The following is a 19,751-nucleotide window of genomic DNA, read 5'->3' as shown; positions in this document are numbered from 1 at the left end:
GGACCACCGAGCACGAGCATCCCCGCCCGCACGCCGTCGGCCGGGCTCGAATGGTCGCCTCACCCGAGAGGAGGCGACCATATGGGCCCAGCCGGCGCGAAGAGCGAGCGATCCCACGCAGTCCGATCCGCGACTCAGCGCACCGGGTCGAGCAGTGGGATCTCGTAACGGTGTGGCGTGCCGAACCGGTGCGCGGTGATCGACACGGCCTGCTCGCGCACGAAGGTGAGCATCTCGACGCGGCCGGCCGAGACCACCAGGTTCGCGTAGATCGCCAGGCTCGGCGAGCCCTCGACGGCCGTCGCGGTCTCGAGCGCGTCGGCGCCGATCAGGCGCACGCGTCCGCCCGCGGCGGCGAGGCGACGGGCGTGCCCGGCCCAGGCCTGGGCGTCCTCGGTCACCACGACGACATCGTGCGCACCCAGCCAGGTGACGACCGGCGCGGGCAGAGCGGGTGCCGTGCTCACCGTCACCCGTGCGCGCAGCCGCGCGCCGGCGGCGGCGACGCGCAGCAGCTCGGCGACACGGCCGCCCTCGTAGCGGATCGTGACGGGCAGCGCCTGGTAGCGCAGCGCGTTCTGCTCGGTGACCAGACCCGTGGCATCCCGCACGATGCCGAACTCGGCGGCCAGCGCGTCGATGTCGGTGGCCAGCGCGCCGCGCAGCCACTCGGCGTCGGCACCGTCGACGAGTGCGACGGCCGACGACGCGAGCGCGTCGAGCGAGGTGCTCGTCTGCACCGTGGCATCCGTCCACTCCGCCAGCCCGACGAGGTAGTTCGGGCCGCCCGCCTTGGAGCCGGCGCCGACGGCGGCCTTCTTCCAGCCGCCGAACGGCTGCCGCTGCACGATCGCGCCTGTGGTGCCGCGATTGACGTACACGTTTCCGGCTTCGACCGAAGCCAGCCACTGCTGCACCTCGTCGACGTCGAGGGAGTGGATGCCGCTGGTGAGGCCGTAGTCGATGTCGTTGACGATGTCGATCGCCTCGGTCAGTGACTCGGCGGTCATCACGCCGAGCACGGGGCCGAAGTACTCGACCCTGTGGAACTCGCTGCCGCGCTGCACGCCGTCACGGATGCCGGGAGTCCAGAGCTGGCCCGCGTCGTCGAGCTTCTTCGGCTCCAGCATCCAGGACTGCCCAGGGTGCAGCTCGGTCAGTGCGCCGAGCAGCTTGCCCTCGGCCGGCCCGATCAGCGGGCCGATGCGGTTCGAGCCGTCTTCCGGCGTGCCGACCTGGTACGCGCGCACGGCGTCGACCAGCTGGCGGCGGAAGCGCTCCGACTTCGCGACCGAGCCGACGAGCACGACCAGCGATGCCGCCGAGCACTTCTGGCCGGCGTGGCCGAACGCCGAGTACGCGACATCCTTCGCGGCGAGGTCGAGGTCGGCCGACGGGGTGACGATGATGGCGTTCTTCCCGCTGGTCTCGGCGAGCAGCGGCAGGTCGGCGCGGAAGCCGCGGAACAGCTCGGCCGTCTCGAACCCGCCGGTGAGGATGACCCGGCCGACCGCCGGGTCGCTGACGAGCTGCTCGCCCAGCGACCGACCCTCGAGCTGCACGTACTGCAGCACGTCGCGGGGAACGCCCGCTTCCCAGAGCGCCTCGACCATGACCGCGCCCGAGCGGCGCGCCTGGCGGGCGGGCTTGATGATCACCGGCGAGCCGGTGGCGAGGGCCGACAGGGTGGAGCCGGCCGGGATCGCGACCGGGAAGTTCCACGGCGGGGTGACGACCGTGAGGCCGACGGGCTGCATGACCGCGCCGTCGACGTCGGAGAGCTTATTGGCGCTCTCGGCGTAGTAGTGCGCGAAGTCGATCGCCTCGGAGACCTCGGGGTCGCCCTGCTCGATCACCTTGCCGGCCTCGGAGCCCATGACCTCGAGCAGCTCGGCACGGCGAGCTTCGAGGATGTCGCCCGCGCGGTGCAGGATCTCGGCGCGGCCGGCGGCGCCGAGCGCGCGCCAGGCCTCACCGGATGCCACGGCCGTGGCGATGCGCTCGGAGACCTGCTCCGGAGTGCTGAGAGTGTTGGCCGCGACGGTGTCGTCACCGAGGGTCGAGCCGACCATCCGCGCGCGGATCCCGTCGGCCCAGGCGCGGTTGCCGGCCAGCGACGGGTCGGTGTCGGGGGTGTTCTGGAAGACGTACCCCTCCTGGGTCCCTGAGCCTGCCGAAGGGTCTGGCAGCTGACGGTTCTGCGTGCGGTTGGCTGCCGGCACCTCGGTCGGGATGGTCTGGATGGATGCCAGGAAGCGCTGCTTCTCGCGTTCGAACAGCGCCGGGTCGGTGTCGAGGTCGAAGACCGCCGACATGAAGTTCTCGTGCGACGCGCCCTCTTCGAGGCGGCGGATCAGGTAGGCGATAGCCACGTCGAACTCGTCGGGGTGCACGACCGGCGTGTAGAGCAGCAGCGAGCCGACGGTGCGCTTGACGACCTCGGCTTGAGCAGTGGCCATGCCGAGCAGCATCTCGAACTCGACCCCCTCGGCGACGCCGCGCTTGTTCGCGAGCAGCCATGCCAGAGCGATGTCGAACAGGTTGTGTCCGGCAACGCCGATGCGCACGTTGCCGATGTGCTCGGGCCGCAGCGAGTACTCGAGCACCGCCTTGTACGACGAGTCGGACTCCTGCTTGCTCGACCAGGTCGCGAGCGGCCAGCCGTGGGTCTCGGCGTCGACCGTCTCCATCGGGAGGTTGGCGCCCTTGACGACGCGCACCTTGATCGGCGCACCGCCCGAGGCGACGCGGTCGGCGGCCCACTCCTGCAGGCGCATCATCGCGGCGAGCGCGTCGGGCAGGTAGGCCTGCAGCACGATGCCGGCCTCGAGGCCCTGGAACTCGGGACGGTCGAGGATGCTGGTGAAGACCGCGATGGTGAGGTCGAGGTCCTTGTACTCCTCCATGTCGAGGTTGATGAACTTCTGGCCGCCCGGGCCGCCCTTCGCGGCGATCCGGTAGAGCGGCAGCAGCGCCTCGGCCGCGTCGGCCACGGCCTCGTCGAACGCCCAGGGGCTGTGCGGCGCGACCGTCGACGAGACCTTGATCGAGACGTAGTCGACGTCGTCGCGCTCGAGCAGGCGGCGGGTGCCCTCGAGGCGGCGCTTCGCCTCTTCGCGGCCGAGGATCGCCTCGCCGAGCAGGTTGATGTTGAGCTTCACGCCCTGCGACTCGCGGATGTGCTTGATGGCCGCGCCGAGCTTCTCGTCGCGGGCGTCGACGATGAGGTGACGCACCATCTGGCGCAGCACGGCTCGCGCCGACGGCACGACCACACCGGGCAGGATGCCCGCGGTCGCGCCACCCAGGCCGATCGCGGCGCGCATCGGTGCGGGAAGGAAGCCGGGGGTCAGCGGCACGAGCTCCTTGAGCTTGGTCGCGGCGACCTTGAGGTCTTCGGGCCGCACGACGCCGTCGACGAACCCGACGGTGAAGTCGAGGCCGTTCGGGTCGCGCAGCACTCCGGCCAGACGCTGGCCGGCGGCATCCACCGTCACCTGACGGCTGTCGACGAGCCACTGGCGCACCAGCGCGACGGCGTCGTCGCCGAGGGCGGCAAGGTCGGACACGGATGCTTCTGAGGTGGACGCAGGGGTGCTCATTCATTCAGGATGCCCCCATCGACCGTGCAAGAAAAGCGATCATTCACGATGACCACCATTCGGTTTCGCCGACGGATCGGGAAGTGCGGTCAGCGCGCGACGCGGCCTCCCCGAAATCACGTTTCGTGGTCGGGGTCGACGGCGTCACGCGCGTTCAGCGCCGCCATCGAGCGTCGCGACTTCTGCACCTGCCGCAGCTTGCGCAGCGCGTGCTCCAAAGCCTCCGACTCGCTGTCGAACGAACGCACGGTCGGCGCGATCGGCTGATGCCTCTCGTCGACGAGGAACACCTTCCAAGACGAGCCGTCGCGATTCACGACCACGGCGTCGAGGTGCAGGCGACCGGCCCCTTCGATCACAGGCATGTCGAGATCCTCGGCGGCGACGATCGTCATGAGCTCGCTGACGTCCATCACGGCACCTCCCCGATCACGTCCCCAGCCTCAGAACCGACTCGCTGCTCACCGCCAGTTGTAGGTGAACATCCAGTACAGCGCAGCGAGAGCATCCTCGCTGAGTTCTGGGTGGCGTGAAGCCATCACTGCCTCAGCCTTGCGCCCGCCCTCGGAGAGAGTGTTTGCGGACCAGTCGGTCTCGATCGCCATCATCTCGTCGACGATGCCCCTCACTCGAGCGAGCATGGCGCCGGCGTCATCTCCTGCGAGCGCTACCACGGCGTCTTCATCCGACTTCGGAAAAGGCGAACGTCCCTTGGCCAGGTACTCGATAATCGCTTGGCTCAGTGTTTCGTCGACCACGTCCACTCCGTCACCTTCAGTCGGGCCAGATCACAGATTCGGCGAGTGTGTCCGGGTGCACTCGGACAACCCGAGTCACATTGTCGTTCTTGATGAGCCGATCGAGTTCAGTCCACCATACGGCTTCAGGCCGGATGTTATCGCCGAGCACAGCCCGCACCGTTCCGGATGCACCTGCGGCGTATGCCTCTGCTACCTGGGTCCACGTCGCCACGGAGGCAGGGTTGTCCGCATCCCACTCAGGCATATCGATACCGCGCGACTCGATGAGCATCTGGATGTCGGACCCGTGCACCTTCATGGTCGACTGGGCCTCCTCGAGGGCGTTCAGATCGGCCTGGAACTCGTCCGAATCACCGACGGATGCCTCCACCAGGGGCGCATCGAGGATGGCGTCGATCACGACCGGCAGCTGCTGCGCCATCGGCTCGATGACCGCCGGAGCCAGCTGGTTCAGCAGCTACTCGACGGCGATGTCGACCGCGGCGTTCAGCAGCTTCTTCTTGATGATGAGCATCGGGCCCGCGCCCACCGCCGAGATGGGGTTGGTGAGCATGGCGACGAGCGCGACCATCGTCACGGCACACCTCCTGCAGAAACCCTAGGGGGTGCCGTGTGGATGCTGCGATGGGGAGGACTGCCCATGCGGCCGCGTCGCCGCAGGTGCCGAACCTAGGATGAACCTGTCACGTCCCCCGCAGAAAGCAGGCTCAGGTGTTCGAACTGCGTCGCCTCCGGCTGCTGCACGAGCTGGCACTGCGTGGCACGATCGCCGAGGTCGCGGCATCCCTCTCCTACTCCCCCTCCACCGTCTCGCAGCAGCTGGCAGCGCTCGAGAAGGAGGCCGGAGTGTCGCTGCTCGAGCCCGACGGCCGCCGGTTGCGGCTGACGCCGCAGGGCCGGATGCTCGCCGAGCACGCCGCGAGGGCGCTCGAGCTCGACGAAGAGGCCCGCGCGGCGCTGACCGCCCACGCGGGATGGGAGCCGGTGCGCATCGCGGCGATGCCCACCGCCGCGCAGACCATCGTCCCCGCGGCGCTGACCCTGCTGGCTCGGCGCCAGCCCGAGCTGCGGGTCGAGCTCGCCGAGCTGCCGCCGGAGGAGAGCCTGTTCGAGCTGTGGGCGCGCCGCTTCGACCTGGTGATCGCCGAGCAGTATCCGGGCCACACGCGCGAGCAGCGCGACGGTGTCGTGCACGAGCTGCTGGGCCAGGATCCGATCCGCATCGTGCTGCCACCCGCCGAGCATCAGGCACCCCTGCACGAACTGCGCGATCGCGCCTGGGTGATGGAGCCCGAGGGAACGGCCGTGCGGCAGTGGACGGTGCAGCAGTGCCGGGCCGCAGGGTTCGAGCCCGACGTGCGATTCGAGGCCGCCGATCTCACCGCGCACGTGCGCCTGGTGGCATCCGGCCATGCCGTCGGCATGCTGCCCGACCTGATCTGGGGTGACGAGCCGAGCCCGCTCACCGTGGCAGACCTGCCCGGATCGCCCGTGCGCGAGGTGTTCACCGCGGTGCGCGGGGCGTCGCGCAGCCATGAGGCGGTCGATCTCGTGCGCACCGCGCTGCACGACGCGTTCACCGCCCACCGACGCGTCGCCCCGTAGCCGATCGGCCGCCGCTGCGCGAGGATGAGCCCGTGCCCTCGTACCTGCGACCCGCGATCGACTCCCCCGTGTTCCGCGACGACGACAACCAGGTGATCGACTACGGAAGCCGGTGGCCGGACTCACCGCCCGACGACGCCTACTCCGTCGACCGCCATCCCGAGCGCTTCGCGCCCCTGCACCGGATCGCCGACGCGCTCATCGCGCACCTGCGCGCGACGTTCGACGTCACCGTGCAGGAGGGCATCGAGGTCGCCGACGATCTGATGCACCCGCACCCGCACCCACAGGTGAAGCGCGCGGTGCGGGTGAGGCCGAACGACCCGGAGTGCGCCGCGCTGACCTTCGTGTTCACGGACTACCCGGGCATCCTGCTGCACGCCGGCCTGCTGCACGACTTCGCCTACCCTTCCTGCGGATGCGAGGCCTGCGACTTGGAGTGGACGACCGAGGCCGACGGGCTCGAGCAGCAGGTGCTCGCCGTCGCCGGCGGCGAGTACCGGGAGAGCATCACCTGCGGCGTCCGGCCGCGGGTCGAGGTGTCGACGACCTACCCGAACGGCTCGTCGGCCGGCGAGTCCCGTGCCGAGGACTTCCCCGCCGACAGGCTCGCCGCGGCGATGCCAATGCTCGCCGGCCGCGCGGGGGCGTGGGCGCCGTGGCCGCCGCGGCCCTGACTCACACAGTGCGGACGACGGCCTGGGGCATCCGCTCTCGCATCACCCGGATCGCCTCGGGGTTGTCGTCGACGAGCACGGCATCGCGGCCCAGCGCCGAGGCGACCGCCCCCGTCGTGCCGGAGCCGGCGAACAGATCGAGCACCCGGTCGCCGGGTCGCGAGGAGGCCTGCACGATGCGGCGCAGGATGCCCTCCGGCTTCTGGGTCGGATAGCCGGTCTTCTCGCGCCCGGTGGTCGGCACGATCGTGTGCCACCACACGTCGGTGGGCAGCTTCCCGCGCGCGGCCTTCTCGGCGGTGACCAGGCCCGGGGCCATGTACGGCTCGCGGTCGATGTCGTCTGCGTTGAACACGTGCCTGCCGGGGTTCTTCGCGTACACCAGGATCGTGTCGTGCTTGGTGGGCCAGCGGCTGCGCGACTTCGCGCCGTAGTCGTACGCCCAGATGAGCTCGTTGAGGAAGCAGTCGCGCCCGAACACGGCATCCATCATCACCTTGGCGTAGTGCGCCTCGCGGTAGTCGAGGTGCAGGTACAGCGTGCCGTCGTCGGCCAGCAGCCGCCACGCCTCCTCCAGCCGCGGCATGAGGAAGTCGCCGTAGTCGTCAAAGCGGTCGTCAAACGTGCGCAGCATGCCGCGCACCCGCTCGTACGAGTGCCCGTGGAACCCGTAGCGGATCTCTTTCGCCACCTCGAGCGGTTCTCCCTCCGGGGCCTGCGCATCGGAGGGCACGCTGCGGCGCGCGGTCACGACCTCACGGCCGCGGGTGCGGCCGGTGTTGAAGGGCGGGTCGAGGTAGACGAGGGTGAAGGATCCGGATGCCAGCGACGCGGCGACCTCGAGGTTGTCACCCTCGATGATGTCGACGGCGCCGGGGTGGGGCGTGCCGGTCACGGCACGCGGTGCAGCCACGCGTCGGTCGCGAACTTGCTCTCGACGAGAGCCTCGGCGGCCGCGTACTCGTCGGCGGAGATCGCGCCGTCTTCAGCGCCGGTGAGCGTGCGGAAGGTCGCCGTGAAGCGCTCGATGATCTCGGCGCGCTCCATGCCTGTCTGCGTGCGCAGCGGGTCGACGCGCTTGGCTGCAGACGTGGTGCCCTTGTCGCTGAGCTTCTCGCGGCCGATGCGCAGCACCTCGGTCATCACCTGGCCGTCGATGTCGTACGAGATCGTCGCGTGGTGCAGCACGCCGCCGTTCGCGAGCCGCTTCTGCGCGGCGCCGCCGATCTTTCCGGTGGGCGATGCGATGTCGTTGAGCGGCTGGTAGGTCGCGTCGATGCCGACCGAGCGCAGCGCCTGCAGCACCCAGTCATCGAGGAAGGCATACGAGTCGGCGAAGGTCATGCCCTGCACGAGCGATGCGGGCACGTACAGCGAGTAGGTGATGATCTGCCCCGCGGCCATCATCATCGCGCCACCGCCCGAGATGCGGCGCACGACGTCGAAGCCGTGGCGAGCCGCGCCCTCCGGGTCGACCTCGTTGCGGTACGACTGGAACGATCCGATCACGACCGCCGACTCGTCCCATTCCCAGATGCGCAGGGTCGGGCGGCGACGCCCCTCCCCCACGCGCGATGTGAGCACCTCGTCGAGGGCGAGGTTCATGCGCGGCGAGACCGCCTTCTCGTGCACGATCTCCCAGTCGAAGTCACGCCAGCCCGGTGCGGTCACGAGCGCCCTGCGCACCGCGGTGCCGACGGCCTCGGGCGAGAATCCCAGCAGCTGGGCCCCCTCGGGCAGGGCGGCGCGCACGGCGGCGGCGATCGTGGCCGCGTCGGCCTCGACGGGCATGCCCTCGACGGCGCCGTTGATGGCGTCGAGCGCCGTGTCGGGCTCGAGGAAGAAGTCGCCCGCGAGGCGGAAGTCGCGGATCAGTCCGTCTGCGACCTCGAGGTCGACGACGACGAGCTTTCCACCGGGAACCTTGTACTCACCATGCACGCGTCCAGCCTAACCGCGCCCGCCGCGCACGGTCGGGCCGGCGACTCAGGCCTGCGCCGGGAGGCGCGCGTCGAGCCACGCGACCAGGTCGGCGCGCACGTCGTCCTGCTGCAGCTCGTTGAACAGCTCGTGGCGCGCGTCGGGGTAGACGAGCGTCGTCACGTCGGTCAGCCCCGACCGGTTGCGGTACGCGTCGGCGAGCTTGTGCACGCTCCGCGGGCCGCCGACCGGGTCGTCACGGCCGACCATCAGCAGCACCGGAAGCGTCCTCGACGGGCTCAGCGACCCGAGAAGGTTCTTCTTGGGCAGCCCGTACAGCTTCGCCGCCTCGATCGGCCCGAAGAGAGTGAGCAGCGGCGCCTCGGTCGTCAGCGGGTCGTCACGGAACGCCGCCCAGACCGCCTCGTCACGCGAGAGCCACTCGAGCCCGTGCGCGTCGGGCGCCTTCCACCGCGCGTTGAGCGGGCGAGGGTTGAGATCGGTCGGCGTCCGCAGCGCGGATCCGGTGAGCACGACCGCGTCGTACGCCTCGGGATGCCTGTTCAGCAGCATCTGCGCCAGGAACGACCCCCAGGAATGGCCGAGCAGGACGAGCGGCAGGCCTGGATGCTCGGCGCGGATGATCTCGGTGAGCTGCCAGCACGCGTCGACGGCGGCGCGCAGGCCGCCGGGGCCCAGGCGACCGAGCCCCGCCGGACCACCATGCTGCCGGATGCCCGTGCGGCCGTGCCCGCGGTGGTCGTCGGCGTAGACGTGGAACCCCGCCTCGACGAGCACCTCGATGGTGCGGGCGTACCGACCGGCGTGCTCGCCCACGCCGTGCAGCAGCTGGACCACTCCCCTGGGGGTGCCTGCGGCCTCGTATACGTCGTAGACGATGGCGATGCCGTATGCATCGGCGAACTCAGCTGTGCGAGGGGAGGGCATACCGTCGAGTCTACGGAGCGGCGCACTGCGCTCCGGCCGCCCGGCTCTCAGGCCGCGTGCGCCTTCTCCAGCGCGTCGACGATCGAGCGTGCCGCGTCGAGGTCAGTGACCTCGTGCCCCCCGACGCCGTCGCTGGCCGAGCCCAGCCGCACGCCGACGTCGACGGTCACGGTGCGCTTGGCCGAGAAGTGCACAGCGTCGACGCCGGCGCCGGCGACGGTGGCGACGTCGGCCGCGGTGATGCCGCTGCCTGCCATCACCTCGATCTCGCCGGCCGCTTCGCGCACGAGGGCGAGCAGCACGTCGAGGCCATCGACCGCGCGCGAGGCGCCTCCCGAGGTGAGCACGCGGCGAAGGCCGAGCTCGCGCGCGATGCGCAGCGCCCCGAGCGGATCGGGTGTGGTGTCGATCACGCGGTGCAGGGTGACCGATGCGCCCCCGGCCGCATCACGCAGCCGCTCGAGACCGTCGCGGTCGAGTTCACCGGTCGCGTCCTGGCATCCGACCACCACGCCATGCGCGCCTGCGGCGAGCGCGTCGCGCACGTCACGCTCCATGACGGCGAACTCCTCGCGGTCGTAATGGAAGCCGCCGGCACGGGGCCGGATGAGCACGTGCACCTCGGGGCCGCTCTCGCCGCCCGCTTCACGCACCAGTTCGATCGTGCCGCGAGACGGGGTGAGCCCGCCGAGGCTGAGCGCCTGGGTCAGCTCGACCCGGGCCGCCCCGATCTCGCGCGCGATGCGCATGCCGGCGGTGTTCTGGACGGCCACTTCGAGATCGACGGACATGAGAATTATTCTCGCATTCCACGCGGTTCGAGCACAGTGCCGAGAACAAGATTTTCATCCGACCCTCGCGCGCTGAATATTAGTTAGACTATCTAAGTAATGACTGCCGATTCCGACGACTCCGCCGCCGAGCTGCGCTACGCACTGTTCCGTCTCACTCGCCGCCTTCGATCCGCCCGCGCACTCGACGCGATGAGCGATGCGCAGCTGGCCGCACTCGGCGCGCTGCGTGCGCATGGACGCCGCACCCTGTCCTCTCTCGCCGAGCATGAGCACGTCACCGCGCCGACGATGAGCGCCACCGTGAACGGTCTCGCCGACCTCGGGCTCGTGGTCCGCGTCCCCGACGACGACGACCGTCGTCGCGTGTACGTCGAGCTCACCCCTCAGGGAGAGAGCGTCGTGGCCGAGACGATCCGCAAGCGGAACCGCCTGATGGCCGATCTCATCGACGCGCAGCGGTTCGACGACGACGAGCTCGCGGTGCTGGATGCCGCGTCGGCTCTGCTGAAGAGGATGGCCGACGCATGAACACCTCGTCCGGCATGTTCCGCTCGTTCCGCAACGTCAACTACCGCACCTGGTTCCTCGGCGGTGTCATCTCGAACATCGGCGGGTGGATGCAGGCCACTGCCCAGGACTGGGTGGTGCTGACCGAGCTCACCGACAACGACGCCACGGCCATGGGCGTCACCATGGCCCTGCAGTTCGGGCCTCCCCTGGTGCTCGTCAGCATGACCGGATGGGTGGCCGATCGCTTCGACCGGCGCAAGGTGCTGCTGTGCACGCAGACCGCGCTCATGCTGCTCGCCCTCGGGGTGGCGGCGCTGCTGCTGACCGGCGTGATGACCCTGCCGCTGATGTTCGTGTTCGCCGCCGCGTTCGGCGTCGCCAACGCGTTCGACGCCCCCGCGAGGCAGGCGTTCGTGTCCGACATGGTCAGCCTGGAGGACACCTCCAACGCCGTGGCCCTGAACTCGGCGGCCTTCAACATGGCGCGCCTGGTCGGACCCGCGGTCGGCGGCATCCTCATCGTGCTGCTCGGCTCGGGCTGGGTGTTCGTCGCCAACGCGGTCACCTTCCTCGCGATGATCGTCGCCCTGACGCTGATCCGCGTCAACGAGCTGACACCGCGTGTGAAGGGCAGACGCGGCGGAGGCCTCGGCGAGGGCTTCCGCTACGTGTGGCGCCGCCCCGACCTCATGGTCGTGTTCGTGATGGTGTTCCTCATCGGCGCCTTCGGCATGAACTTCCCCATCTTCGCCTCGACCATGGCGCTCGAGTTCGGCCGTGACGCAGACGGCTACGGCCTGCTCAGCTCGGTGCTCGCGATCGGCTCGCTGGCCGGCGCCCTGCTCGCCGCGCGCCGCGATCGCGCCCGCGTACGCGTGCTGGTGATGGCGGCGGGAGGGTTCGGCGTGGCATCCCTCGTCTCGGCCGCGATGCCCAGCTACGTGACCTACGCGGCGGTGCTGGTTCTGGTCGGCTTCTCGACGGTCTCGATGCTCACCACCGCCAACGGATACGTGCAGACCACCACCGACGCGGCCCTGCGCGGGCGCGTGCTGGCGCTGTACATGGCGGTGATCATGGGCTCCACCCCGGTCGGCGCGCCGATCGCCGGATGGATCGTCGACACGTTCTCCGCTCGCACCGCCATCGCGGTCGGCGGCATCGCGGGCATCGTCGCCTTCGGGATCGGCGTCGGGTGGATGCTGTGGTCGGGCAGGCTGCATCGCCACGAGGGACGGAGATTCCGGCTGACCCTCGATGAGACGCGTCCGCTGTCGGTGATCCGGTCGATGAACCCGGGCTCGTTCGACGAGCGGCCCACGGCTGCCACCCCGATCCGGCTGACCGACCCGCACGACGACGAGCGCTGATCGGCGCGGCCGGTCCGTCGCCGGCCGCGCACTGTCAAGGGGGTGGCCCCTCGACGCCGGGACGCATACCTTCTCGGGCATGAACGAGCAGACTCCGATGTACGGATCCCCTGACGGACAGCACCCGCACGTTCCCGGGCACGACCCGCAGGGCAGTGGCCTGCCGCGCCAGCGGGAGGCCGGGCAGGCCGAGCCCGCCGCACCCGCAGACGACACCTCGTCCGGGCCGGTCGACGACGACGCCCCGCTCGGCGGCGACGAGAACACCGAAGACCAGCTGACCGCCGACACGGCCGTCGAGCGCGACGCACTGAAGTCGCTCGACCCCGACGACCCGCCCGCGTGACGGCGCAGGATCCCGGTACGGTGGGCGGCATGAGCGAGAGCACAGACGTGTCGGATCCGACCGTCACCCCGACGAAGCGCGAGCCGCAGGTGCTGCGGTGGGTCTTCTGGCCGGCGGCCACGATCGTGCTGGCATTCGCGCTGTTCGCGCTGCTGCTGCCCGGCGTCGCCGAGACGGCGTTCCAGGCGGTGCAGACGAGCATCGTCAACGCGTTCAACTGGTACTACGTACTGATCGCCGCGTTCTTCGTGGCGTTCTGCCTGTTCCTCGGGTTCAGTCGCTTCGGCGACATCAAGCTCGGGCGCGACGATGAGGAGCCGGAGTTCTCGGCGATGAGCTGGTTCGCGCTGCTGTTCGCGGCGGGAATGGGCATCGGGCTCGTCTTCTACGGCGTGAGCGAGCCGCTGTCGCACTTCACGAGCCCGCGGCCCGGCGTCGAGGGCACGCCCTCCCAGCTCGCGCAGGCGGCGCTGGGACAGACCTATCTGCACTGGGGCGTGCACGCCTGGTCGATCTACGTGGTGATCGGCCTCGCCCTCGCCTACGCGATCCACCGCCGGCGCCGCCCGATCTCGATCCGGTGGACCCTCGAGCCTCTGCTCGGCAAGAAGGTCGAAGGCGGGTGGGGCCACGCGATCGACGTCATCGCGCTGGTGGGCACCCTGTTCGGTGTCGCCACCTCGCTCGGTCTCGGTGTGCTGCAGATGAGCGCTGGCCTGCACTCGGCCGGCATCGCCGACCCCGACGAGACGACCCAGGTCATCCTCATCCTGGTCATCTCGGTGTTCGTGCTCATGTCGGTGCTGTCTGGCGTGACCAAGGGCATGAAGTGGCTCTCGAACGCCAACCTCGTCCTCGCCGGCATCCTCGTCGTCTACCTGCTGGTGATGGGACCCACCGAGTTCCTGCTGCGCGACTTCGTGCAGTCGATCGGGTACTACATCCAGAACTTCGTCGGGCTCTCGTTCAACGTCAGCGCCTTCCAGGGCACGGCGGGCGAGCAGTGGCAGGCGTCGTGGACCTCGTTCTACTGGGGCTGGTGGATCTCGTGGGCGCCGTTCGTGGGCATCTTCATCGCGCGCGTCTCGAAGGGCCGCACGGTGCGGGAGTTCGTGGTCGGCGTGATCCTCGTGCCGACGCTGCTCGGCATCCTGTGGTTCGCCGTGCTCGGCGGCTCGGCCCTCGCCCTCGAGCTTCGGGAGCCCGGGACGCTCACCGGCGCCGACGGCGCAGTCGACCTGCAGGGAGCCCTGTTCAGCCTGCTGCAGAACGTGCCGGGATCGACGGTCGTGAGCATCGGCGCCATCCTGCTTCTCGCGATCTTCTTCATCACCTCCGCCGACTCCGGCGCGCTGGTGATGGGGATGATCGCGACGGGCGGCGAGCCGGAGCCCAAGCGCTGGATCCGCGTGTTCTTCGTCGCCGTCACCGCGCTTCTCGCCATCGCCCTGCTGCTCTCGGGCGGGCTGACCGCCCTGCAGACGGCGGCCATCACGATCGCGCTGCCGTTCAGCGTCGTCATGCTGCTGATGTGCTGGTCGACCGTGGTGGCATTCAGCCGCGAGCGTCGCGCGTATGCGAAGACCGAGCGAGCGCAGTTCATCGACAAGATCGGCGACTATTACGGGCTCGAGGTCGAGGCGCACGACGCCACCGGGGTGTTCGGGGCGCAGCCGCGATGGATGCGTCGCGTGCAGCGCACGTTCGGGCTGCCGGTGGCGCCGGCCGACCCCGCGCGCGCGACGCCGGGGGCGCTGTCGGCCGAGAGCCATGTCGACGCCACGCCGTCGACGCTCGACGTCGACCAGCTCATCGCCCAGGACGAGCTGTCGGGCCTGGACGATCCGGACGCCCGACAGCAGGACACCGGCCAGTTCCTGAAGGACTGACGCCGTTTCCGCGAGGCTCCGTTCCGTCGGGCCGCATGACGCAACGGAGCCTCGCGGAGGGCCTGCCGCCGCGCGGCGCGCGTAGCCTGGAGGGATGGATGCATCACCCGGGCGGCGCGGCATGGCCGCAGCCGCCGGCGTGGGCGCAGCGGCCCTCGGTGCGGGCGCAGGTGAGCTGCTCGCCGCCCTGTTCGCCCCCTCCGCCAGCCCGTTCGCCGTGATCGGCGGCACACTGATCGACGCCGCCCCGACCTGGGCGAAGGACACCGCCATCGCGTGGTTCGGCACCGCCGACAAGACCGCGCTGCTCGTCGGCATCGGCATCGTCCTGCTCGCCCTGGCCGCCGCAGCCGGGATCGCCGAGGCCCGCTGGTCGCGCTCCGGGGTGATCGCGCTCGCGGTGATCGGCGTCGCCGCGGGCGCGCTGGCGCTCACCCGGGCGGATGCGGGGCTGCTGAGCTGGCTGCCGTCGGTGCTCGCCGGCGCGATCGCCGCGGTCGCGCTGCGGATGCTGCTGCGCAGTGCGGCGTTCGCGGGAGCGACCGCGTCGCCGCCGGCCTCGGCCGATCGCGCCGAGGTCAGGGCTCCCGACGCGGCGACCGACCCGTCGCGACGACGCTTCCTGGCGTGGGCGGGCGGCACCGCTCTCGTCGGCGTGGCCGTGGGTGTCGCCGGTGCCCTGACGAAGGCGGGGTCGGCCGCGGTCTCGACCGTGCGCGAGGCGATCCGGCTGCCCCGCCCGGCGACGCCGGCGCCTGCCGTGCCGTCGGGAGCGGCCCTCGAGGTGCCGGGCCTGGCGCCCCTGATCACCCCGAACCGCGACTTCTACCGCATCGACACCGCGCTGATCGTGCCGACCGTCGACCCGGCCGACTGGCGACTGCGCATCCACGGCATGGTCGCGGACGAGGTCACCCTCACCTGGGACGAGCTGCTGGCGCTCCCGCTGACCGAGCGCGCGGTGACGCTGTCGTGCGTGTCGAACCCGGTCGGCGGCGACCTGGTCGGCACGGCCGTCTGGCTCGGGTATCCGATCAGGGAGCTGCTGCAGCGCGCCGGTGTCGACGCGGACGCCGACATGGTGCTCTCGACGTCGGCCGACGGATTCACCGCGGGTACGCCGCTGGAGGCGCTCACCGACGACCGGGATGCCCTGCTGGCGATCGGGATGAACGGCGAGCCGCTGCCGCTGGCGCACGGCTTCCCCGTCCGGATGGTCGTGCCGGGGCTGTACGGCTATGTGTCGGCGACGAAGTGGGTCACCGACCTCGAGGTGACGCGCTTCGACCGTGCACGCGCCTACTGGACCGATCGCGGCTGGTCGGAGCGGGGGCCGATCAAACTGCAGTCCCGCATCGACGTTCCGCGAGCGGGTCGTGCCGTCGACGCCGGCGATGCGGTGATCGCCGGCGTCGCCTGGCAGCCTGGCACCGGGATCTCCGGCGTCGAGGTGCAGATCGACGACGGGCTGTGGGAGGGCGCCGAGCTGGCATCCGCTCTCTCCGCCGACACCTGGGTGCAGTGGCGGATGCCCTGGCGCGCCGAAGCCGGCGAGCACAGCATCCGCTGCCGTGCGATCGCCGCCGACGGCACCGTGCAGACCGACGCCGTGGCCGCGCCCGCGCCGGATGGCGCCAGCGGGTGGCACACGATCGACGTCACCGTCTCCTGACGCCGAGAAACCACTGTCAGCGTGAGAAACCCGCGCGAGCGTGGTTCGTCATGCCGACAGTGGTTTCTCAGCGCGGCGCGCGCCGTCGCGTCGGGTCAGCCCTCGAGCACGAGGCGCAGCTGCTCGACGGCCCAGTCGAGCTCGGTCGCGCGGATCACCAGCGGCGGAGCGATGCGGATGGTCTGACCGTGCGTGTCCTTGACGAGCACGCCGCGCTCGCGCAGCTTCTCGGCGATGTCACGACCGGTGCCGTAGGTCGGGTCGATGTCGACACCCGCCCACAGTCCGGCGATGCGCACGGTGGTGACGCCGTGACCGACGAGCGACTCGAGCGCGGCCGCCAGGTGAGCGCCGAGCTGACGGGCGCGCTCCTGGAACTCGCCGGTGCTGAGCATGTCGACGACCTTCCGGCCGACCGCGGCCGCCAGCGGGTTGCCACCGAAGGTCGAGCCGTGCTCACCGGGGCGGATGACGCCCAGCACGTCCCGATCGCCGACGACGGCCGAGACGGGCAGGATGCCGCCGCCGAGCGCCTTGCCGAGCAGGTAGAGGTCGGGCACGACGCCCTCGCGGTCGCACGCGAAGGTCTCGCCGACCCGGCCGAGACCGGACTGGATCTCGTCGGCGATGAACAGCACGTTGCGCTCGTCGCAGATCTCGCGCACACGACGCAGGTACCCCTCGGGCGGGATGATCACGCCGCCCTCGCCCTGGATCGGCTCGATGAGCACCGCGGCGGTGTCGTCGGTGATCGCCGCGGCGATCGCGTCCGCATCGCCGTACGGCACGGTGTCGAAGCCGGGCGTGTACGGACCGAAGTCGTCGCGGGCCTGCTCGTCGTCGCTGAAGCTGATGATCGTGGTCGTGCGGCCGTGGAAATTGCCGGCCGCGACGATGATCCGCGCCCGGCCCGAAGGGATGCCCTTGACCCGGTATCCCCACGCGCGGGCGACCTTGATGCCGGTCTCGACCGCCTCGGCGCCGGTGTTCATCGGCAGCACGAGGTCTTTGCCGCACAGCTCGGCGAGGGCGGCGGCGAACGGCTCGAGCTGGTCGTTCATGAACGCGCGGCTGGTGAGCGTGACCCGACCCAGCTGCGCGACGAGCGCCTCGACGATGGCCGGATGCCGGTGGCCGAAGTTCACGGCCGAGTACGCCGCGAGCAGGTCGAGGTAGCGCTTGCCGTCGGCATCCGTCACCCACACGCCGTCGCCTTCGGCGACGACGACGGGAAGCGGGTGGTAGTTCTCGGCGACGTGCGGCTCAGGATTCGCCGATTCGTGCAGCACGGTCTCGGTCTCGGTGGTCGACATCATGCACCTCGCAGTTCGAGCGTGCAGCACTTGATGCCGCCCCCGCCGAGCAGCAGCTCGGACAGGTCGACGGTGATCGGGTTGTAGCCGCGCTCGCGCAGCTGCCTCTCGAAGCCCTTCGCGCGCGGCGAGATGATCACGTTGTACCCGTCGCTGGCGGAGTTGAGCCCGAACACTGCGCCGTCCTCATCGGAGACGAGGATGGCATCGGGGAAGCGCTCTTCGAGGATCGCGCGGCTGGCGTCGTCGAACGCGCCGGGGAGGTACGCGATGTTGGCCCGCTCGGGTCCGCCGTTCTCGACGCCCTGCACCGGGTCGAGCACCGCGATGGCGGTGTCGAGGTGGTAGAAACGGGGGTCGATGAGGTTGAGCGAGACGACCTCGCGGCCGAACACCTCGCCCACCTCGCGGTGGCTGTCGCCGGTCGAGCGGAAGCCGGTGCCGGCCAGGATCACGTCGCCGACGAGCAGGAAGTCGCCCTCGCCCTCGTTGACCTCTTCCGGCATGACGGTGTCGAAGCCGTTGGCGCGGAACCAGTCGGCGAAGGCGGGCGCCTCGCCCTGGCGCTCGACGAACCGGAACTCGGGCACGTAGGCGCGTCCGCCGATGACGAATCCGCCGTTGGCGGTGTAGACCATGTCGGGGTAGCCGGCGAGCGGCTCGATGAGCTCGACCTCGTGGCCCAGCTCGAGGTACAGGTCGTACAGCTTCTGCCACTGCGCGACGGCCTTGGCCGTGTCGGTGGGGCGGGCGGGCTCCATCCACGGGTTGATGGAGTAGTTGACCGTGAAGTGCTCGGGCCGGCACATCAGGTAGCGGCGGCGGTGGGCGGTGCGGGTGGCCACATCACTGGGCCCCTGAGCCTGTCGAAGGGTAGCGGTTTCAGGCGTGGACATGAGTGCTCCTCGGGGAAGGTGCGGCGGACGCTGTCCAGGGGCCTGGCGGAAGTTCGACCCGCTCCTCGGCGGGAGCACGGGGAAGATGCGACACAGGCACGCCACAGCCATTTTTGCATCCGGATGCTGAGTGGCGCCACCATCCGCCGCCCGAAGTGGGAGCGATCCGCACCCGCGGTCGCCGGTCAGCGCCAGACGCTGGGCGCGGGCTTCCTTGTCGACGGCAGTGCCGAGGCCGAGGCCCACTCGTGGATCCACGGCTCGACCTCGGGCAGACCGGCGGGCTTGCCGACGGCCGCGAACAGCTCCTCGTTGCTCACGGTGCCGCCGCCGCGGCGCAGCATCCGGGATCTCACGATCACGCGCGCGTACACCTCGCCGTCGACCACGGCGCGATGCTCGAGGAAGACCGCCTTGTCGTCGTGACCGACGAAGCGCGACTCGACGTCGAAGCGCTGCCACAGCTGCAGCGACTTGCGGAAGGTGACGGTCTCGCTCGAGACGACGGCGTACCAGCCGCGCGAGTTCATCGCGTCGAACAGACCGGTGCGGATCAGCAGATCCCACCGGCCGAGGTCGAACAGCGACAGGTAGCGGCCGTTGTTCATGTGCCGGAGGATGTCGATGTCGGTGGGCAGGGTCGTCAGTCGGATGCGGCTGACCGCAGACGGCTCGAGCGTGCCGCCGCGCCGAGTGCGCAGCCGGGCCCGGAGGATGACGAGGAGGGTGCGCCAGATCACGTTCACAAGGGGCGATAGTAGTGATCCACGATGGATCGCCCAACTTCATTGGCTGATCACCACAGGGGCCCGCGCGTGTCACCCGCCGATTTCACACCCGCGACGGCGGCGCGTAGAGTCACGCACATGAGCACCGAAGCCCATACCGAGATCATCGTCCGTCCCGTCCGCGATGTCGATGCGGAGGCCCTCGGCCGCGTGCACGCGCAGTGCTGGCACGAGACCTACGACCACCTCATCAGCAAGGCCGCCCTCGAGCGGATCTCCCCTCGCCGCATGGCGGAGCTGTGGACGAACTGGGCGCGCCAGGGCGACGACTTCCGCATGAGCGCCGCACTCGTCGACGGTGAGATCGTCGGCTTCGTGGGCTCGGGCCCCGCCCGCGACAAGGACGCACCGGCGCTGCGCGAGCTGTACTTCATCTACCTGCTCGACGCGCACCACGGCACCGGCATCGGACAGAAGCTCTTCGACGCCGCCGTCTACGAGGGCGAGCCCTGCTACCTGTGGGTGGCCGACGACAACCCCCGCGCGCACCGCTTCTACCAGCGCAACGGCTTCTCGCTCGACGGCGAGAGCCACACCGAGCCGTTCCTCGGCGAGACGCTCACCGAGGTCCGCTTCGTGCGAGCCTGACGCCGCGTCTTCTTCGCCAGCGTCGCCCCCTCCGCAGATCGGAGGGGGCGACGCTGATCACACGGAGGCCGG

19 protein-coding genes are annotated in these 19,751 nt (G+C 70.3%); 8 read left to right on the top strand and 11 right to left on the bottom strand.

The window, feature by feature from the left end:
- Window positions 1-134: 134 nt before the first annotated feature.
- The 4 genes from AB0O65_RS10245 to AB0O65_RS10230 form a co-directional block, all read right to left on the bottom strand.
- Window positions 135-3,602: a bifunctional proline dehydrogenase/L-glutamate gamma-semialdehyde dehydrogenase gene (locus AB0O65_RS10245; protein ID WP_363384761.1), complete on the bottom strand. Its 3,468-nt coding sequence runs from the start codon at window positions 3,600-3,602 to the stop codon at window positions 135-137.
- Between the two features lie 116 nt (window positions 3,603-3,718).
- A complete protein-coding gene (locus AB0O65_RS10240) occupies window positions 3,719-4,015 on the bottom strand; it encodes a hypothetical protein (RefSeq protein WP_363384758.1) in 297 nt (98 codons plus the stop codon).
- 48 nt (window positions 4,016-4,063) lie between these two features.
- On the bottom strand, window positions 4,064-4,366 hold the full coding sequence (locus tag AB0O65_RS10235; RefSeq protein ID WP_363384755.1) for a hypothetical protein: 303 nt from the start codon (window positions 4,364-4,366) through the stop codon (window positions 4,064-4,066).
- 10 nt (window positions 4,367-4,376) lie between these two features.
- On the bottom strand, window positions 4,377-4,763 hold the full coding sequence (locus tag AB0O65_RS10230; RefSeq protein ID WP_363384752.1) for a hypothetical protein: 387 nt from the start codon (window positions 4,761-4,763) through the stop codon (window positions 4,377-4,379).
- A 311-nt stretch (window positions 4,764-5,074) separates the two neighbouring features.
- Here AB0O65_RS10230 and AB0O65_RS10225 point away from each other — a divergent pair, with 311 nt between their 5' ends.
- A complete protein-coding gene (locus tag AB0O65_RS10225) occupies window positions 5,075-5,968 on the top strand; it encodes a LysR family transcriptional regulator (protein WP_363384749.1) in 894 nt (297 codons plus the stop codon).
- A gap of 32 nt (window positions 5,969-6,000) precedes the next feature.
- A complete protein-coding gene (locus tag AB0O65_RS10220) occupies window positions 6,001-6,645 on the top strand; it encodes a DUF6226 family protein (protein ID WP_363384747.1) in 645 nt (214 codons plus the stop codon).
- A 1-nt stretch (window position 6,646) separates the two neighbouring features.
- Here the strand turns inward: AB0O65_RS10220 and AB0O65_RS10215 are convergent, their stop codons facing one another.
- The 4 genes from AB0O65_RS10215 to AB0O65_RS10200 are packed head-to-tail and all read right to left on the bottom strand — an operon-like array spanning window position 6,647 to window position 10,304.
- Window positions 6,647-7,558 (bottom strand): site-specific DNA-methyltransferase, encoded by a 912-nt coding sequence (locus tag AB0O65_RS10215; protein ID WP_363384744.1) that lies wholly within the window; start codon window positions 7,556-7,558, stop codon window positions 6,647-6,649.
- Window positions 7,537-8,586: a biotin/lipoate A/B protein ligase family protein gene (locus AB0O65_RS10210; RefSeq protein WP_363384742.1), complete on the bottom strand. Its 1,050-nt coding sequence runs from the start codon at window positions 8,584-8,586 to the stop codon at window positions 7,537-7,539. Before AB0O65_RS10210 ends, AB0O65_RS10215 begins: the two co-directional genes overlap by 22 nt.
- A gap of 45 nt (window positions 8,587-8,631) precedes the next feature.
- Window positions 8,632-9,513 carry an alpha/beta hydrolase gene (locus AB0O65_RS10205; RefSeq protein ID WP_363384739.1) on the bottom strand — a complete coding sequence of 294 codons (882 nt, stop codon included), beginning with the start codon at window positions 9,511-9,513 and terminating at the stop codon, window positions 8,632-8,634.
- Between the two features lie 47 nt (window positions 9,514-9,560).
- Window positions 9,561-10,304, bottom strand: a complete 744-nt coding sequence (locus AB0O65_RS10200; protein ID WP_363384736.1) for a copper homeostasis protein CutC — start codon at window positions 10,302-10,304, stop codon at window positions 9,561-9,563.
- Between the two features lie 99 nt (window positions 10,305-10,403).
- Between AB0O65_RS10200 and AB0O65_RS10195 the strand changes: the two genes are divergently transcribed.
- The 5 genes from AB0O65_RS10195 (at window position 10,404) to AB0O65_RS10175 (ending at window position 16,094) form a co-directional block, all read left to right on the top strand.
- Window positions 10,404-10,835, top strand: a complete 432-nt coding sequence (locus AB0O65_RS10195; protein ID WP_271639345.1) for a MarR family transcriptional regulator — start codon at window positions 10,404-10,406, stop codon at window positions 10,833-10,835.
- Window positions 10,832-12,187 (top strand): MFS transporter, encoded by a 1,356-nt coding sequence (locus AB0O65_RS10190; RefSeq protein ID WP_363384732.1) that lies wholly within the window; start codon window positions 10,832-10,834, stop codon window positions 12,185-12,187. The genes AB0O65_RS10195 and AB0O65_RS10190 overlap by 4 nt, the downstream gene beginning before the upstream one ends.
- Window positions 12,188-12,266: 79 nt before the next feature.
- Window positions 12,267-12,533 (top strand): hypothetical protein, encoded by a 267-nt coding sequence (locus AB0O65_RS10185; protein ID WP_363384729.1) that lies wholly within the window; start codon window positions 12,267-12,269, stop codon window positions 12,531-12,533.
- 29 nt (window positions 12,534-12,562) lie between these two features.
- Window positions 12,563-14,422 carry a BCCT family transporter gene (locus AB0O65_RS10180; protein ID WP_363384726.1) on the top strand — a complete coding sequence of 620 codons (1,860 nt, stop codon included), beginning with the start codon at window positions 12,563-12,565 and terminating at the stop codon, window positions 14,420-14,422.
- A gap of 94 nt (window positions 14,423-14,516) precedes the next feature.
- Window positions 14,517-16,094 carry a molybdopterin-dependent oxidoreductase gene (locus AB0O65_RS10175; RefSeq protein WP_071640502.1) on the top strand — a complete coding sequence of 526 codons (1,578 nt, stop codon included), beginning with the start codon at window positions 14,517-14,519 and terminating at the stop codon, window positions 16,092-16,094.
- A gap of 95 nt (window positions 16,095-16,189) precedes the next feature.
- Here the strand turns inward: AB0O65_RS10175 and rocD are convergent, their stop codons facing one another.
- The 3 genes from rocD to AB0O65_RS10160 all read right to left on the bottom strand — a co-directional run bounded on the left by rocD (window position 16,190) and on the right by AB0O65_RS10160 (window position 19,049).
- Window positions 16,190-17,407: an ornithine--oxo-acid transaminase gene (gene rocD, locus AB0O65_RS10170; RefSeq protein ID WP_071643568.1), complete on the bottom strand. Its 1,218-nt coding sequence runs from the start codon at window positions 17,405-17,407 to the stop codon at window positions 16,190-16,192.
- Window positions 17,407-18,303: a dimethylargininase gene (gene ddaH, locus AB0O65_RS10165; protein ID WP_363384723.1), complete on the bottom strand. Its 897-nt coding sequence runs from the start codon at window positions 18,301-18,303 to the stop codon at window positions 17,407-17,409. The genes rocD and ddaH overlap by 1 nt, the downstream gene beginning before the upstream one ends.
- Window positions 18,304-18,488: 185 nt before the next feature.
- Window positions 18,489-19,049, bottom strand: a complete 561-nt coding sequence (locus AB0O65_RS10160) for an acyl-CoA thioesterase (RefSeq protein WP_363384720.1) — start codon at window positions 19,047-19,049, stop codon at window positions 18,489-18,491.
- Window positions 19,050-19,169: 120 nt separating this feature from the next.
- Here AB0O65_RS10160 and AB0O65_RS10155 point away from each other — a divergent pair, with 120 nt between their 5' ends.
- A complete protein-coding gene (locus AB0O65_RS10155; RefSeq protein ID WP_071643576.1) occupies window positions 19,170-19,679 on the top strand; it encodes a GNAT family N-acetyltransferase in 510 nt (169 codons plus the stop codon).
- Window positions 19,680-19,751 lie beyond the last annotated feature (72 nt).

Source organism: Microbacterium sp. NPDC077391 (assembly GCF_040686955.1).
Lineage (GTDB): Bacteria > Actinomycetota > Actinomycetes > Actinomycetales > Microbacteriaceae > Microbacterium > Microbacterium commune.
The sequence above is the reverse complement of the archived record's forward strand: the minus strand, read 5'-3'. Positions and strand labels throughout refer to the sequence as shown.

Excerpts from the sequence above, each read along its gene's own strand:
- AB0O65_RS10245 (WP_363384761.1), bottom strand. The coding sequence starts at position 3,602 with ATGAGCACCCCTGCGTCCACCTCAGAAGCATCCGTGTCCGACCTTGCC.
- AB0O65_RS10240 (WP_363384758.1), bottom strand. The coding sequence starts at position 4,015 with ATGGACGTCAGCGAGCTCATGACGATCGTCGCCGCCGAGGATCTCGAC.
- AB0O65_RS10205 (WP_363384739.1), bottom strand. The coding sequence starts at position 9,513 with ATGCCCTCCCCTCGCACAGCTGAGTTCGCCGATGCATACGGCATCGCC.
- AB0O65_RS10200 (WP_363384736.1), bottom strand. The coding sequence starts at position 10,304 with ATGTCCGTCGATCTCGAAGTGGCCGTCCAGAACACCGCCGGCATGCGC.
- AB0O65_RS10195 (WP_271639345.1), top strand. The coding sequence starts at position 10,404 with ATGACTGCCGATTCCGACGACTCCGCCGCCGAGCTGCGCTACGCACTG.
- AB0O65_RS10190 (WP_363384732.1), top strand. The coding sequence starts at position 10,832 with ATGAACACCTCGTCCGGCATGTTCCGCTCGTTCCGCAACGTCAACTAC.
- AB0O65_RS10185 (WP_363384729.1), top strand. The coding sequence starts at position 12,267 with ATGAACGAGCAGACTCCGATGTACGGATCCCCTGACGGACAGCACCCG.
- AB0O65_RS10180 (WP_363384726.1), top strand. The coding sequence starts at position 12,563 with ATGAGCGAGAGCACAGACGTGTCGGATCCGACCGTCACCCCGACGAAG.
- AB0O65_RS10175 (WP_071640502.1), top strand. The coding sequence starts at position 14,517 with ATGGATGCATCACCCGGGCGGCGCGGCATGGCCGCAGCCGCCGGCGTG.
- rocD (WP_071643568.1), bottom strand. The coding sequence starts at position 17,407 with ATGTCGACCACCGAGACCGAGACCGTGCTGCACGAATCGGCGAATCCT.
- ddaH (WP_363384723.1), bottom strand. The coding sequence starts at position 18,303 with ATGTCCACGCCTGAAACCGCTACCCTTCGACAGGCTCAGGGGCCCAGT.
- AB0O65_RS10155 (WP_071643576.1), top strand. The coding sequence starts at position 19,170 with ATGAGCACCGAAGCCCATACCGAGATCATCGTCCGTCCCGTCCGCGAT.